Genomic DNA, 13,827 nt, shown 5'->3' with positions numbered 1-13,827 from the left:
CGGCGCTGACGGGCCACTGACCGGCCACTGACAGGGCGCTGACAACCCACCGGAACTGCGGTGCCGGGAGCGGCGGCGCGGTGCCAGACTCGGCAGCACCGACGCGAGGAGGCGAGGATGACGGACCCGACCGCTGGGGCCACGGGACCCAGCACGCCGGCGGAGCGCGAGCGGGACCTGTGGCGGCTGCTCGAGGTCTACCACTCGGTGGTCTACTTCGCGCAGGAACGCACCGTGCACTACCCGGCGCTCGGGCTCAAGGGCGGCTGGATGGGCTACTTCGCGACCCGCTCGGCCGCGCTCGGCCGGGTGCCTCCGGAGGTCGTGACCGCGTGCTTCTACAACTTCAACCACCCGATGGTCGCCCGCGCCCTGCCCGACGCCTGGCTCTACACCACCCCCGAGAAGGCGTACGCCGCCCGGCTCCGCGTGATCGACGATGCGATGAGGCGACTGCTCGGGGGGCTCGACGAGCCGTGGCTGGTCGAGGCGGCCGACCTCGCCATGGAGCTCGCGCGCGTCGTCGACACCGCCGGCCGCCCGCTCGCCGCCGCTCACACCGCGCTGCCGGTGCCGGAGGACCCGCACCTGCGGCTCTTCTGGGCCTCGGCCGTGCTGCGGGAGTACCGCGGCGACGGCCACACCATCGCCCTCACCGCCGCCGGCATCGACGGCTGTGAGGCCCACGTCCTTATGGCCGCCCTCGGCCTGGTGCCGGCCGACCAACGGGTCTACCGCGGCTGGTCGGAGGAGGACTGGGACGCCGCCACGCGCCGGCTCGCGGAGCGCGGCTGGGTCACCGACGACGGCGGCATCACCGAGGCCGGCGGCCGGGTCAGGCGAGACGTCGAGCTGGTCACCGAGCGCCTCGCCCACCCGCCGTTCGCCCGGCTCGGCGAGGGGCCGACCTCCCGGCTCGCCGCGCTGCTGACCGAGCCCGTGGCGCGGATCGTGACCTCCGGCGAGATCGTCTTCCCCAACGGCATCGGACAGCCGCCGGTGCCCGAGCTCTCCACCGTCCGATGACCTACCTCGACCTACGCTCCGCTCCGGTCGTGGCCCTGCTCGGCCCGCTGGAGGTGCGTACGCCGGACGGCCCCCGGCCGGTGCCCGCGCGACTGGACCGGCTGGTGCTCGCGCGGCTCGTCCTCGCCGAGGAGCGGACCGTCTCGGTCGACACCCTCGTCGACGCGATCTGGGGCGAGGACCCGCCCGCCAACGCCCGCAACGCGCTGCAGGTGAAGGTGTCCCGGCTGCGCCGGCTGCTCGGCGACCACGGCGGCTCGCTGTCGTTCGCCCAGGGCGCCTACCGGCTGGCCCTGGCGCCCGACCAGACCGACCTCGGCCGGTTCACCGCGCTGGTCGCCGAGGCGGAGGCGGCGCTCGACGACGGCGCCCACACGCTCGCCTGCGACGCCGCCCGCGCGTCCCTCGCGCTATGGCGCGGCGAGCCGCTCACCGACCTCGACGAGGACCTCGTCGTCGCCGCGGCCCGCCGCCGCCTCCACGAGCTCTGGCTCACCGCGCGCGAGGTCCACGCCGAGACGCAGCTGCGCGACTCGGCCACCCGCTCCGCCGCGATCGGCGAGCTGCGCGACCTCCTCGGCGTACACCCGCTGCGCCCGCGCGCCCGGCTCGCCCTCATGCGCGCCCTCGAGCTCGCCGGGCGACGGGCCGACGCCCTCGCGGTCTACGACGCCGGCCGCCGCGTCCTCGCCCAGGAGACCGGTCTCGAGCCGCCCGCCGAGCTGCAGCAGGCCTTCGCCGAGCTGCTCGCCGCCGAGCTGCTCGCCGCCGAGCGGCGCGCCGCCCGGCGTACGCCCGCCGGTCCCGATTCGTGACAGTAACGACGACTCGGGTAATCTCTCCCCCGCTTGGGCAGGTAGCTCAGTTGGTACGAGCGTCCGCCTGAAAAGTGGAAGGTCGGCGGTTCGACCCCGCCCCTGCCCACCAGCACCGGAGCCCCGGGTCAGACCGTTCTGACCTGGGGTTTCCCCTTTCCGGCGGTCGGGTCTGACCAGGAGCGAGCCGGTCAGTAGCCGGCGCGGTCGCGCTGGCGTGCCCCGACGTAGCGGGTGGCGAGCGCCTCGGAGCCGCGCGCGAGGACGGCGACGTCGGCGCCCACGAGGACGAAGGAGGCCCCCGCGTCCAGGTAGCCGTCGGCGACCGCGGGATCGAACGCGTTCACGCCGACCGGCTTGCCGGCGGCCGTCACCGCGGCGAAGGTCCGGCGTACGGCGTCGACGACCTCGGGGTGCGTCTGCTGGCCGATCACCCCCATCGAGGCGGCCAGGTCGGAGGGACCGACGAAGACGCCGTCCACGCCGTCGACGGCGGCGATCTCGGCGGCGTTCTCGACCCCGGCGACGGACTCGATCTGGACGAAGAGCGAGACGTGGCGGTCGGCCTCCAGGAGGTAGTCGTCGACTCGGTTCCACCGCGCCGAGCGCGCCAGCGCCGACCCGACGCCGCGCATGCCGCGCGGCGGGTAGCGCACCGCCCGCACCGCGGCCTCCGCCTGCTCGGCGGTGTCCACCATCGGCATCAGGATGCTCTGGGCGCCCAGATCGAGCACCTGCTTGATCATGACCGGGAGGTAGCCGGGCACGCGGACCAGCGGGACGACCGGGTACGCCGCCACCGCCTGGAGGTGGGCGAGCACCGACTCCAGACCGTTGGGCGCGTGCTCCATGTCGATGAGCAGCCAGTCCAGGCCGCTGCCGGCGCAGATCTCGGCCACCAGGGGACTGCCACTGCACACCCACATGCCGGCGAGCGGGCGCTCCGCGGCCGCGAGGGCGTCGCGGAGGGTCGGAGTCACTGGAAGCGGCACGAGATCGTCCCCATCGGTCCGTAGTCGCACAGCACGCTGTCACCTCGCGACACCCACATCGGTCTGGTGAAGGAGCCGGCGAGCACGAGCTCACCCGCCTCGAGCCGGGCACCGTGCTGGTGGAGCTTGTTCGCCAGCCACGCCACGCCGGTGGCCGGATGGTTGAGCACGCCGGCGGCGACGCCGGTCTCCTCGATGGTCTCGTTGCGATAGAGCAGCGCGGAGATCCAGCGCAGGTCGACGGAGTCCGGCCGCATCGGGTTGCCGCCGAGCACGAGGCCGCCGTACGCCGCGTTGTCGGCGATCGTGTCGACGATCGTGCGCCCCTCGAGCTCGATGTGCGAGTTCAGGATCTCCAGCGCCGGTACGACGTACTCGGTCGCGCGCAGCACGTCGAAGAGCGTGCACGTCGGACCGTCGAGCGCCGCACCCAGCTTGAAGGCGAGCTCGACCTCGATGCGGACGTTGGAGAAGTCGTCGTACGGGACGACCGCGCCGTTCTCCCAGACCGTGTCGGCGAAGATGACGCCGTAGTCCGGCTCGGTGATCCCGGTCGCGGCCTGCATGGCCTTCGAGGTGAGTCCGATCTTGCGGCCGACGAGGTGGCGGCCGGCGGCCAGGCTCTGGTCGCGCCAGATCGCCTGGATCGCGTAGGAGTCCTCCACGGTGGCGTCGGGGTGGCGTGCGGTGATCCGCGGTATGACCGCCCGCTCACGGTCGGCCTTGGCGAGCTCGTCCGCGAGCGCGGTGATGGTCTCCGGGGGAAGCATTCATGCTCCTTCTGTCAGCGGTAGGTCGCGCATGTCCCCGGTCGTCGGGCCGCGATCCGGGATCGTCGCGCCGCCGGTGACCCGGTCGCCGGCGGCGCGGGGCGTCGAGCTCTGCTCGACCGGGTGGTTCGTCAAGAACGCGGCGAGGGTCGCGGTGCGGTGCTCGCGCACCGCCTGCTCGATCTCCTCGAGCGGGGCGCCGCCCTCGATGAGCTCGAGGAGACGATCGTGCTCGCAGACCGACGCCGGCGCCCGCCCGGGCACGAAGGCGAAGATCGACTGCCGCAGGTGGCCGAGCCGCGCCCACTCGATCTCCACGATCTCCAGCAGCCGAGGGTTCGGACACTTGGAGTACAGGGTGTGGTGGAACTCCTGGTTGAGCGCGCTGAAGAGCCGGGGGTCGAGATCGGACAGCCTTCCGCGCAACGCGTCGTTCAGCTCGTGTGCTCGGGCCAGGTCGTCGGCGGTCAGGAAGCGCGCGGCGAGCGCCGTCGCGGCGCCCTCGACGACGTTGATCACCTGCATCGTGAAGCGGTACTGCTCGGCGTCGACCATCGCCACCCGGGCACCGACATTGCGCTCGAAGGTCACCAGTCCCTCTGCGGTCAGCTCGCGGATGGCCTCGCGGACGGGCACGACGCTCATGGCGAGGTCGGCCGCGAGGGAGGTGAGCACCAGTCGGTACCCGGGCCCGTACCTGCCGGTGATGATCCGCTCACGGATCCACTGGTAGGCGAGGCGCGACTTGCTGAGCTCATCGGGCGGGCTCATCGTGCCTCGCGACTCTCGTCGTAGCGGGCCCGCCACTCGGCGTTCATCGGGAACAGCCCGTCGATGGGGTGCCCGGCCTTGACCTGCTCGGCGATCCAGGCGTCCTCGTCCTCCTGGGCCAGTGCCTGGTCCGCGACCTCCTCCGCGATCTCCGGCGGGATCACGATCACGCCGTCACCGTCGCCGACGACGACGTCCCCGGGCTGCACCGTCGTACCGCCGCAGGCCACGGCGAGGTCGGCGTCCCAGGGGACGTGGCGGCGACCGAGGACGGCGGGGTGCGCGCCGACGCAGTGGACCGGGATGCCCATCGCGGCGACGGCCTCGGCGTCGCGGACGCCCCCGTCGGTCACGATCGCCGCCGCGCCACGTGCGTGCGCCCGGAGGGCGAGCACATCACCCAGGGTGGCGGAGCCGGCCTCCCCGCGGGCCTCGATCACGATGACCTCGCCGGGCGCGACCGAGTCGAAGGTCCGCTTCTGCGCGTTGTAGCCGCCGCCGTACTTGGCGAAGAGGTCCTCCCGGTTCGGCAGGAAGCGCAGCGTCCGCGCCGTCCCGACGAACTTCCGTCCCGCGCCGAGCGGTCGTACGCCGTCGACGGTCACGTTGTTCATGCCGCGCTTGCGCAACTGCGCCGAGAGCGCGGCGACCGGTGCCCGCATCAGCTTCTCGCGCACGCTGGTCGCGAGACCGATCGGCCCCTCAGTACCGCCCGAGCCCGGCGCGGGGTCTGCTGGCTGCATCCGCGGTCGTTCCTTCCTGGTTGTCAACGAAATCGCATAGGTCATCACGTGCGGGATCACGGACGGTCGTGCCGTACGATGTGGGCCCTGTGGCGCTGGAGAGCGTGAAGAGGAGTCCTGTCGACTTCCGCGGGACTGACGAGGCGGTGACAGCATGGTCAGCAAGGCCGACCGGGCGTTCCAGATCCTGAAGGAGCGGATCATGGACGGCACCTACGGGCCCGGGCACCGTCTGGTCATCGACCAGCTCGTTCGCGAGCACAACATCAGCTCCGTCCCGTGGCGCGAGTCCCTGCGCCGGCTGGAGGCCGAGGGCTGGGTCGAGATCGTGCCCAACGTGGGCGCGCTGGTCCGCACCTTCGACACAGACGCGTGGCAGCGCGGGCTCAGCCTCGTCGCACGGCTCGGCGGCTACGCGACGGCGTTGTCCGCGCCCAACCTCACCGCCGACGACCTCGCCACCGCCCACACGCTGAACCGCCAGATGGGCGAGGCCCTGAGGAGCTTCGACCCGGCCCGGTTCGGCCGGCTGAACCGCGAGTTCCACCAGCTGCTGGCCTCGCGCAGCGGCGACGAGCGTCTCATGAGCATGGTGTCGAACGAGTGGGCGCGCCTCGAGCTCATTCGCAAGTCCGCGTTCTGGTATGCCCCCGGACGCGCCCAGGCCGCGCTCGCCGAGCACGAGGGGATCCTCGAGCTCATCGAGGGCGGCGCCTCGCCCGACGCCATCGAGGCGGCGGCGAAGCAGCACGAGCTCAACACCGTCGAGGCCGTGACGAAGTACGAGGCGGAGATCGCCGCCGAGGCTGTCACGAGCGGCCATCCCTGATCACCTCCCGCCCGCGCCACTGGGCGACCAGGGCGCGGCCGTAGTCGTTGCCGTTCGGGTGGCGCAACGTGGTGTGCACGTGGAACCGGGCCGGTAGCCGGTTGCCGAGCCACACGCCCGCGTGGTGGTCGAGCTCGGCGAGGACCACCGGCGAGTGGACCCGGAAGTAGAACGGCTGGGACCCGTCGGTCGCGCCGTACCAGGAGAACCAGGTCTCCTCGACATGGGCGTCGTACTCGGCCAGGGTCAGCTCCAGCTGGGGCTGCGCCAGCAGCCCGTGGCTGTCGGCGACGATCTCCCGCAGCAGCCCGCGCTGCTGCTCGTCCAGGTCGCAGGCACGGATCCCCTCATAGGGGACGACCCGGTTGTCCCGGAACGCGCCGGCCACGTGACGCTCGTCGGCCGGGTGGAGCCGGCCCTCGGGCATCGCCGGGTCGAGCACCGAGCCGTAGACCACAGCCGAGGCGCGCTGGCCCTCGTCCAGGGAGGACACCAGCTGCAGCGCCAACCGCTCCCGCGCCTCGAAGAGCGGGGGATGCTCCTCGGTGACCGCCGGCTCCCCGCCGATGAACACCGGTGCGATCACGTGCCGCCCGCCGACGGAGACGAAGTTGACCACGACGTGGTGCCCGAAGAGCTGCCACCCCCAGGGCTCGACCGGGTCCGGCGTGCCGTAGACGGCGAAGAAGTACGACCGGGCGTTCATCACCGTCGGCAGATCCACCAGCTCGCCGAGGTAGCCGTTGAGTGCCATCGCCTCGGTGACCCGCTCGTATCCGGCCGGCGACAGGGAGGCCCTCACCAGGGAGTCGAAGGCGTCGTACGTCTCCTCCGAGAGCACCTCCAGGCGCATCCCGACCCGGTAGACCGCGAACTCCGGGTTGCTCCACGCCCGCCAGTGCGGGTCGTCGGTGTCGTAGCAGACCGCGTCGCGCTCCCCGGGGGTCAAGGTCGCCAGGAGACGCTGGGCGGCGGCGGCCGCCGCGGTCTGGTCGACCGGGACGGTCGGCAGGGCGTACAGGTTCTCCCGCAAGACCCCATCGCTGGTCACGCCCACGAAGGGCTCCCGGTAGAGCCCGTCCCAGTAGTCGAGCAGCTCCCGCAGGAACGGCGCCTGGTAGCGGTCCCGGGCGAACTCCTCGTACGTCATCCCGCGGACCTCGGCGAGCCTGGGGTCGTCGAGGTCCAGGAGATAGGCGCGGTAGCCGTCCGCGGGCTGCTCGACGGCCTCCGCCCTCCCGCTGACGCGGGCGGTGGTGAAGAAGCCGTCGATGTCCTGGTCGTCAGTCATCCGGCGGACCTCAGATCGGCAGGTTGAACATGCGCTTGGCGTTGCCGTACAGCACCGCCTCGCGGTCCTCGTCGGAGAGCTCGACTGTCTTCTGCATGAACTCCACGCCCTGGCTCATCCAGCCGTAGAAGACCGGGAAGGAGGAGCCGAACATGTAGTGGTCCGCGCCGCCCACCTTGATCGCGGTCTCGACCTGCTCCTTGCCCCACGAGTGCGGGTGGGTGAGGTCGTAGAAGATGTTCTCCCTCAGGTACTGCTGGATCTTCTCCGCGCCGTCGGAGGGCAGGCGCGTGATCGCCTCCTTCTTGTTCGAGGCGTGCGGGGTGAGGAGCGCCTGGTTGGCGAACCAGTTCCCGCCGAGCATCGTGTGGGTGAACCTGAGGCCCGGCATCTTGTCGAACATCCCGGAGAACAGCTCGCGACCGACCGCGGTGGCCTGGTCGACGATCCGGCCGAACTCGCGGCGCAGGTTCGTGTAGTCGATGACCGACTTCCACTCGACCGGCAGCGGCGTGTGATGGACGATGACCGGGACACCCAGCTTCTCGATGACCTTCAGGTACGGCTCGAAGACCGGGTCGTCGAGATAGAGCTGCCCGTAGTGGCACGCCAGCTGCACACCGACCGCGCCGAGGTCGCCGATGCAGCGCTCGAGCTCGTAGATGTTCTCCTTGCCACCCCACGGCGGCACGCACGCGGTCGAGAAGAGCCGGCCGTTGGAGTCCTTGACGATCTTGGCGGCGTTGTCGTTGACCTCCCTGCAGGTCTCCAGGTCGAGCCACTCCTGCCAGACCGGGACGCGCATGATGCCGTAGTCGACGCCCGCCTCGTCCATGGCGGCGAGCTTGGCCTCGGCGTTGTAGTCGCCCTCGACGTAGTTGAGGTTCTGGTAGCCCTTCGGCTTCTCCAGGATCAGATGGTGGCGCCCGTCATCGAGCTGGCCCACGCTGGCGATCTCGCCGAACCCGCGGGGAGCGCTGTTGAGGAAGCCGTTGAGGATCTTCTCGTTCGTGAACAGGTCCTCGGGCAGGTGGTGGATGTTGATGTCGACCACGGTCATGGGGAAACGTCCTTCTCTGGTTGTTGGTGGTGTCGTCACCGACCTGCGGCGACGCGGGGCCGCAGGCGGCTTCGAGAGCCGTTGGTGTAGATGGCGCCCACGATCCTCGCCGGGCTGAGCTCGCCGCTGAGCTCGTCGCGGACCACTCCGCCGGCGAACACGAGCACGCGGTCGCACAGCAGCGCGAGCTCGTTCTCGTCGGAGCCGGCGACGACGACGGCCCGGCCCTCGTGCGCGGCCTTCCGCACCGCCTCGACGATCGTGTGTCGCGCACCGACGTCAACCGCCTGGGTGGGCTCGTGCAGGAGCAGCAGGCTCGGATCGGTGGCCAGCCACTTGGCCAGCAGCACCTTCTGCTGGTTGCCGCCGCTCATGTTCTTGAGGAGGGCGTGCGGAAGCCTGGGGCGTACGTCGAGCCGGTCGATCCACGTCGAGGCGAGCTCCTTCTCCGCGGTCATCCTCAGCGGCGCGACAGTCCGCCTCGACGTACACGACTGCGGGAACGCAAGGTTCTCGGTGACCGTCATCTCGAGGGCGAGGCCCGCGGACTCGCGCCCCTCGGGGACGAGCGCGATGCCGGCGGCGATCGCCTTGGCCGGGTTGAGCCCCCGCATCGTCACGCTGCCGCGCGGAAGCACGACGGTCCCCGACTCGGCCGGCGTGACGCCGCTGAGGAGGTACGGCACGTCGTCGTACCCCGAGCCGCCGAGACCGGTGAGGCCGAGGACCTCCCCGGGTCTGATGTCGAGGCTGACGTCCTTGACGCGCAACCCGGTGAGCGACTGGACCCGCACCGGGTCGCCGGCATGAGCCTTCGTCGCGACGGTCCGGTGCTCGAGGTCGTCGGCGTTGCGACCGAGCATCAGCGACGCCAGCGCGGTCTTGTCCATCCCCTCGACGGGGCGCCCGGCCTCGACGATCAGGCCGTCGCGGAGGACCGTGACACGGTCGGCGGCCTCCACGACCTCCTCGAGACGATGGGTGATCAGGAGTACGGACGTGCCGGCGGTGACGATCCCGTCGAGCAGCCCGAAGAAGCGCTCGAGCGACTCGCGGCCGAGCGCACGGGTCGACTCGTCCAGGATGATGAGGCCACCGTCGTCCGGCAGGTCCTGGAGCGCCCGGGCGATCGCGACGACCGCCCGCTCGTCCTCGCGCAGGTCGGCGACGCGGGCGTCGAGCGGGATCCGCCGCCCCATGCGCTCGAAGACGGCCTCGGTCGCCTCCCGCTCCCGCCGCCAGTCGATCCGGCGGAGGAACCGCGAGCCGCTGAGCCGACCGAGGCGGGTGTTCTCGAGGACCGTCGCGTCGCGGACCAGGCCCAGGCTCTGGTGGACGACGGCGACCCCGGCCGCCCGGGACTCGTCGGGACGGATCGGAAGGTTGAGCTGCGTCCCGTCGACGCTGACCCGACTACCGGGGTCTGGCGTGTAGATCCCGGTGAGGATCTTGGCGAGCGTCGACTTGCCGCTGCCGTTCTGCCCGATCAGCGCATGGATCTCGCCGGGCGCCACGTCGAGCGTGACGTCCCGCAGCACCCGTGCGTTGCCGAAGGTCATCGAGACCGACTCGACCGTGAGGCGGGGAGCCGCGGGGGCGAGGTCCGTGCCCCGCGCCCGCGCGTCACTTCCGTCGGTCACGAAACGCCCCAGAGCTTCTTGAAGTCATCGGTGAAGTCGCTCGGCCCGTACCACTCGCCCGAGTTCTGCGCCGCCTCCGTCAGCGTCATGTCCTGGACGACGTCCTTCGTGAACAGCCGCACCGGGATCGTGTAGCTCGGCACCTTCTCGCCGAGCATCATGCGCACCGCGGCGTCGACGTCGACCCAGGCCTGGTACGTCGAGGCCTGGCCCACGGCGGCGGCGAGCGACCCCGAGGCGACGGCCTTGAGGCTGCTGAGCGCAGCCGCACCGGCGATCGTCTTGATGCCGGTCCGCGACGTCTGCTGGATCCCCGTCTGGGTCGGCTGGAGGAACTGCTCGAACTGCGCCTCGACGTAGTTGATGTTGGGATTCTTGATCAGCGCGGCGCCCGTGGACGAGGGAACGAGCGAGAAGTTGGCCGACGAGACCTTGTTGATCGTGGTCTTGCAGTCGGAGCACTTGCTGGCGTACACCTTCTGGCCGGCGCTGACGAAGGCGGCCGGCGACGGACCGTCGCTGTTCTCGTTGATCAGCACCTGGGCCTTGCCGCCGGAGTCGAGGGCGACCCACGTGGCCAGCGCCTCCTCCATCCTCGAGCCCGCATCCTGACCGATGTACTCGAGCGTCTTCGAGGCGGGATGTGCGGGGTCGGGCACCTGGTTGTTGATGAGGACCGGGATGCCGGCCTTCTGCGCAGCGGTGAACGCGTTGGAGGCCAGTGCGTACGGGATGGCGTCGGTGATGATGGCGCCGGCCTTGGCGTCCGTCGCCCGGGACACGCACGCGTCGACATCGGTCGGTGTGCCCTTGCCGTCGCAGACCTCGACGTGCAGCCCGACGGCGCGAGCGGCGTCCGTGACCGATGCCTGGGTGGCCGCGAACTGAGGCGCCTGAAGCGTGATGGGGATGTAGAAGACGGTCTTGCCCGACAGGGACTTGACGTTGCTGACCGGATCGCTCGGGACCGGGTAGGAGTCCAGCGGCTTGGTCAGGGCATCGACCTCTGCGGACAGCTTCGGGTCACCGCCGGCCGACCCTCCGTCCGAGGCGTCCGAGCCGCTTCCGCAGGCGGACAGCGACGCCGCCAGGACCGCGATGGCGCCAGCGGCCGCCCAGGTGCGCGCACGCCGCCGGCGAGGGGCGAGGCTTGCAGTGGTCATGAGAAAACTCCTTCGGTTTCGAAAAGTGGCGTAGCGATGGTGAAGCAGGTCCCGAGAGCGGACGGGGCTCGCCTTGTCACCGCGATCGGTCACGCAGCACGGTCGAGATGGTGACCGCGACCACCAGGACACCGCCGTAGAAGACGCTCGTGACCCACGACGTGGCACCGAGAAGCTGCAGACCGAGCACGCCGGTGGCGAGGAAGTAGACGGCGATCAGCGTCCCGATCGGGTTGAACCGACCGGGCTGGAGGATCGCCGTCCCGAGGAAGGTCGCGGCGAAGATCGGGAGCAGGTAGGCCTGCGAGCTGTTGGGGTCGAAGCCGCCGGTCGCCGCGGCCGCGAGCACGCCACCCACGCCGGCGATCAGGCCGGCGAAGGTGAAGGCGCCCAGGCGTATCCGAGTGACGCGTACGCCGGCGAGCCGGCTCACCTCGCGGTTCTCGCCGACGAACCGCATGTTGCGGCCGAGCGGCGTGTAGTGGAGCAGATAGGCGAACGCGAGCATGAGCGCCAGGCCGTAGTAGAAGCTGATCGGCAGTCCGAACAGCTGCTGGAGCGAGATCTGCTTGAACGAGTCCGGGAGTCCACTGACCGGCATGAGGTGCGCGAGCCAGAGCGCGATCCCGAGCAGGAAGGTGCCCATCCCGAGCGTCACGACGATGGTGTTGACCCCGACTTTCACGACCAGCCAGCCGTTCACCGCGCCGACGGCCGTGGAGGCCAGCAGGGCGACCACGGCCGCGAGCCAGACGTTCCAGGTGTGGTTGACGTTGAGGATCGTGACGAGAGTCGCCGCGAGGCCGAAGTTCGAGGCGACGGACATGTCCACGAACTCGCCGACCAGGATCGTGCAGAGCAGGCTCGCGGTCAGGAACACGAGCGCCTGCTGGCCACCGAAGATGACCTTGAACGTGCCCGAGGTCAGGAAGGTGTCCGGGCGCAGGAGGCCGAAGAGGACGGCCAGGAGGACCCAGACGCCGATGACTGCGAAGCGGGCAGCGAACCAGCCCGCTCCAGCCTGCGGTGGCGCGGGGGCGGGCTCGGGCTGAGCCGGCGCGACGTCGCGCGGAGCCTGCGTCGTGGCAGACGAAGTCTCGGACATGCGAAGTGGTCTCCCGTCTGGAGTGCATGACGGCACTGGAGTGGGGCGCTCCGCCCCCCGGGGCGGCGCTGCGGCGGTTGCTTTTCCCATCCACGTGAGGGTTGTGACGACGGTCACGAGATGAGATCGTGTACGAAACGATATACGTAATCCGTTGTGACGCAAGTCCCAATTTCGGCCATGTCAAATCGTGCTTGAGATCGTACACGATCCTGGCTATGGTGCTTCCGCTCCCGTTCGTCGGCTGTCAGGAGCCCCCGCGCCGAGGCTCCGCCCCCGCGATCGGCCCCGCCGACGCCGCCCCTGAACCGAACCGAAGGACTCCTCATGCCCGACCTCGACATCGCCATCATCGGCGCCGGCCCCGCGGGCCTCGTCACCGCGCTCCGGCTGCACCAGCAGGGCATCCGGCCGACCGTCTACGAGGCGGTCCCCGAGCTCAAGCCACTCGGCGTCGGCGTCGACATCAAGACGGTCGGCACCGCCGAGATCGACGACCTCGGCCTGCTCGAGGAGTTCCGGGCGATCTCCGTCGACGCGGAGGACTCGATCTTCTTCAACCACTTCGGCCAGGAGATCTACGCCGAGAAGTGCGGCGTCCACATGGGCTACGTGCACGAGCAGCGGTTCGTCCACCGCGGCACGCTTCAGATGCTCTTCTACAAGGTGGCCCTCGAGCGCCTCGGGACCGACGCGATCCAGCTCGGCGTGAAGGTCAGCGGCTACTCGCAGGACGACACCGGCGTCACGCTCGACCTCGCGCACGCCGACGGCCGCACCGAGCAGGTGCGGCACGGCGCGGTCATCGCCGCCGACGGCATCAAGTCGGCGATCCGTCGCCAGATGTTCCCCGACATGTCCGAGCCGCACTTCTCCGGCATCACCATGTGGCGAGGCACGACGCTGATGGAGCCCTTCCGGGGCGGCCACACGATCCTGCACATCGGGGACCCCAACATCGCCTCCATGATCGTCTATCCCATCGCCGACGACTTCGAGGGCACCGGCAAGACGCTCGTGAACTGGGTCGCCGAGACGAACGGCGAGGAGACGATCGAGGACTGGAACCAGACCGGCGACATCAGCGAGGTCATCCCGCTGTTCGACACCGTGAAGATTCCCTTCCTCGACGTGCAGGAGATGATGCGCAACGCCCGCGAGGTCTACCTCTTCCCGCTGATCCGTCACGATCCGCTCGACAACTGGGTCGACGGCCGCGTCGTGCTCCTCGGCGACGCTGCGCACGCGATGTACCCGCGCGGCGGCAACGGCATCACCCAGGCGATGCTCGACGCGCGCGTCGTCGTGCAGAAGCTGGTCGAGGACCCGGACGACCCGCACGCCGCGTTCGTGGCGTACGACGCCGCCCGCCGCGAGGGCGTCAACCGAATCGTCATGAACATGCGCGGCGAGGGCTACGAGGTCATCCGCCGCATGGTTGCGGAGCGCACCGGCGGCAAGCCCTTCGACGACGTCGAGGAGGTGCTGCCGCTCGCGGAGGCCGACGAGATCTTCAGCAAGTACCACGCGCTCGTCGGCTCGCCGCGACCCGGTTTCGAAGCCGGCGAGGCGACCGGGTTCCGTACCGAGCACGCCCTGACCTCGGTGAAGGGGTAGGCGTT

13 protein-coding genes and 1 tRNA gene are annotated in these 13,827 nt (G+C 70.5%); 5 read left to right on the top strand and 9 right to left on the bottom strand.

The window, feature by feature from the left end; all coding sequences use genetic code 11:
* Positions 1-117 precede the first annotated feature (117 nt).
* The 3 genes from ABLE53_RS08295 (at position 118) to ABLE53_RS08285 (ending at position 1,953) form a co-directional block, all read left to right on the top strand.
* Positions 118-1,026 carry an SCO6745 family protein gene (locus tag ABLE53_RS08295; protein WP_348858324.1) on the top strand — a complete coding sequence of 303 codons (909 nt, stop codon included), beginning with the start codon at positions 118-120 and terminating at the stop codon, positions 1,024-1,026.
* The gene (locus ABLE53_RS08290) at positions 1,023-1,841 is read left to right on the top strand and encodes an AfsR/SARP family transcriptional regulator (RefSeq protein WP_348858323.1); all 819 of its coding nucleotides are present in this window, start codon (positions 1,023-1,025) and stop codon (positions 1,839-1,841) included. The genes ABLE53_RS08295 and ABLE53_RS08290 overlap by 4 nt, the downstream gene beginning before the upstream one ends.
* 35 nt (positions 1,842-1,876) lie before the next feature.
* Positions 1,877-1,953: transfer RNA gene (locus tag ABLE53_RS08285), tRNA-Phe, on the top strand.
* A 79-nt stretch (positions 1,954-2,032) separates the two neighbouring features.
* On the opposite strand, the gene ABLE53_RS08280 is transcribed toward ABLE53_RS08285, so the two are convergent.
* The 4 genes from ABLE53_RS08280 to ABLE53_RS08265 are packed head-to-tail and all read right to left on the bottom strand — an operon-like array spanning position 2,033 to position 5,117.
* On the bottom strand, positions 2,033-2,821 hold the full coding sequence (locus tag ABLE53_RS08280; protein WP_348858322.1) for an HpcH/HpaI aldolase family protein: 789 nt from the start codon (positions 2,819-2,821) through the stop codon (positions 2,033-2,035).
* Positions 2,818-3,603, bottom strand: a complete 786-nt coding sequence (locus ABLE53_RS08275) for an FAA hydrolase family protein (RefSeq protein ID WP_348858321.1) — start codon at positions 3,601-3,603, stop codon at positions 2,818-2,820. The genes ABLE53_RS08280 and ABLE53_RS08275 overlap by 4 nt, the downstream gene beginning before the upstream one ends.
* Positions 3,604-4,374, bottom strand: a complete 771-nt coding sequence (locus tag ABLE53_RS08270) for a GntR family transcriptional regulator (RefSeq protein ID WP_348858320.1) — start codon at positions 4,372-4,374, stop codon at positions 3,604-3,606.
* Positions 4,371-5,117 (bottom strand): RraA family protein, encoded by a 747-nt coding sequence (locus tag ABLE53_RS08265; protein ID WP_348858319.1) that lies wholly within the window; start codon positions 5,115-5,117, stop codon positions 4,371-4,373. The genes ABLE53_RS08270 and ABLE53_RS08265 overlap by 4 nt, the downstream gene beginning before the upstream one ends.
* A gap of 154 nt (positions 5,118-5,271) precedes the next feature.
* On the opposite strand from ABLE53_RS08265, the gene ABLE53_RS08260 reads away from it, so the two are divergent.
* On the top strand, positions 5,272-5,946 hold the full coding sequence (locus ABLE53_RS08260) for a GntR family transcriptional regulator (RefSeq protein ID WP_348858318.1): 675 nt from the start codon (positions 5,272-5,274) through the stop codon (positions 5,944-5,946).
* Here ABLE53_RS08260 and ABLE53_RS08255 read toward each other — a convergent pair.
* The 5 genes from ABLE53_RS08255 to ABLE53_RS08235 all read right to left on the bottom strand — a co-directional run bounded on the left by ABLE53_RS08255 (position 5,927) and on the right by ABLE53_RS08235 (position 12,205).
* Positions 5,927-7,237, bottom strand: a complete 1,311-nt coding sequence (locus ABLE53_RS08255; RefSeq protein WP_348858317.1) for a DUF3500 domain-containing protein — start codon at positions 7,235-7,237, stop codon at positions 5,927-5,929. The genes ABLE53_RS08260 and ABLE53_RS08255 overlap by 20 nt on opposite strands.
* Before the next feature lie 10 nt (positions 7,238-7,247).
* On the bottom strand, positions 7,248-8,297 hold the full coding sequence (locus ABLE53_RS08250; RefSeq protein WP_348858315.1) for an amidohydrolase family protein: 1,050 nt from the start codon (positions 8,295-8,297) through the stop codon (positions 7,248-7,250).
* Between the two features lie 35 nt (positions 8,298-8,332).
* Entirely contained in the window at positions 8,333-9,937 is a 1,605-nt protein-coding gene (locus ABLE53_RS08245) for a sugar ABC transporter ATP-binding protein (protein WP_348858314.1), read from the bottom strand.
* A complete protein-coding gene (locus ABLE53_RS08240) occupies positions 9,934-11,100 on the bottom strand; it encodes a sugar ABC transporter substrate-binding protein (protein ID WP_348858313.1) in 1,167 nt (388 codons plus the stop codon). Before ABLE53_RS08240 ends, ABLE53_RS08245 begins: the two co-directional genes overlap by 4 nt.
* 76 nt (positions 11,101-11,176) lie before the next feature.
* The gene (locus ABLE53_RS08235; protein ID WP_348858312.1) at positions 11,177-12,205 is read right to left on the bottom strand and encodes an ABC transporter permease; all 1,029 of its coding nucleotides are present in this window, start codon (positions 12,203-12,205) and stop codon (positions 11,177-11,179) included.
* 327 nt (positions 12,206-12,532) lie between these two features.
* Between ABLE53_RS08235 and ABLE53_RS08230 the strand changes: the two genes are divergently transcribed.
* Entirely contained in the window at positions 12,533-13,822 is a 1,290-nt protein-coding gene (locus ABLE53_RS08230) for an FAD-dependent monooxygenase (protein WP_348858311.1), read from the top strand.
* Positions 13,823-13,827 lie beyond the last annotated feature (5 nt).

It is taken from the genome of Nocardioides asiaticus (assembly GCF_040049175.1).
Taxonomy (GTDB): Bacteria; Actinomycetota; Actinomycetes; order Propionibacteriales; family Nocardioidaceae; genus Nocardioides; species Nocardioides cheoyonin.
Note: the sequence above shows the minus strand (reverse complement) of the source record. Positions and strands in the feature narration are given on the sequence as shown.

What these genes read in the sequence shown, in the direction of transcription:
- ABLE53_RS08295 (WP_348858324.1), top strand. Translation starts at nt 118, where the DNA reads ATGACGGACCCGACCGCTGGGGCCACGGGACCCAGCACGCCGGCGGAG.
- ABLE53_RS08260 (WP_348858318.1), top strand. Translation starts at nt 5,272, where the DNA reads ATGGTCAGCAAGGCCGACCGGGCGTTCCAGATCCTGAAGGAGCGGATC.
- ABLE53_RS08240 (WP_348858313.1), bottom strand. Translation starts at nt 11,100, where the DNA reads ATGACCACTGCAAGCCTCGCCCCTCGCCGGCGGCGTGCGCGCACCTGG.
- ABLE53_RS08250 (WP_348858315.1), bottom strand. Translation starts at nt 8,297, where the DNA reads ATGACCGTGGTCGACATCAACATCCACCACCTGCCCGAGGACCTGTTC.
- ABLE53_RS08235 (WP_348858312.1), bottom strand. Translation starts at nt 12,205, where the DNA reads ATGTCCGAGACTTCGTCTGCCACGACGCAGGCTCCGCGCGACGTCGCG.
- ABLE53_RS08275 (WP_348858321.1), bottom strand. Translation starts at nt 3,603, where the DNA reads ATGCTTCCCCCGGAGACCATCACCGCGCTCGCGGACGAGCTCGCCAAG.
- ABLE53_RS08230 (WP_348858311.1), top strand. Translation starts at nt 12,533, where the DNA reads ATGCCCGACCTCGACATCGCCATCATCGGCGCCGGCCCCGCGGGCCTC.
- ABLE53_RS08270 (WP_348858320.1), bottom strand. Translation starts at nt 4,374, where the DNA reads ATGAGCCCGCCCGATGAGCTCAGCAAGTCGCGCCTCGCCTACCAGTGG.
- ABLE53_RS08265 (WP_348858319.1), bottom strand. Translation starts at nt 5,117, where the DNA reads ATGCAGCCAGCAGACCCCGCGCCGGGCTCGGGCGGTACTGAGGGGCCG.
- ABLE53_RS08290 (WP_348858323.1), top strand. Translation starts at nt 1,023, where the DNA reads ATGACCTACCTCGACCTACGCTCCGCTCCGGTCGTGGCCCTGCTCGGC.
- ABLE53_RS08255 (WP_348858317.1), bottom strand. Translation starts at nt 7,237, where the DNA reads ATGACTGACGACCAGGACATCGACGGCTTCTTCACCACCGCCCGCGTC.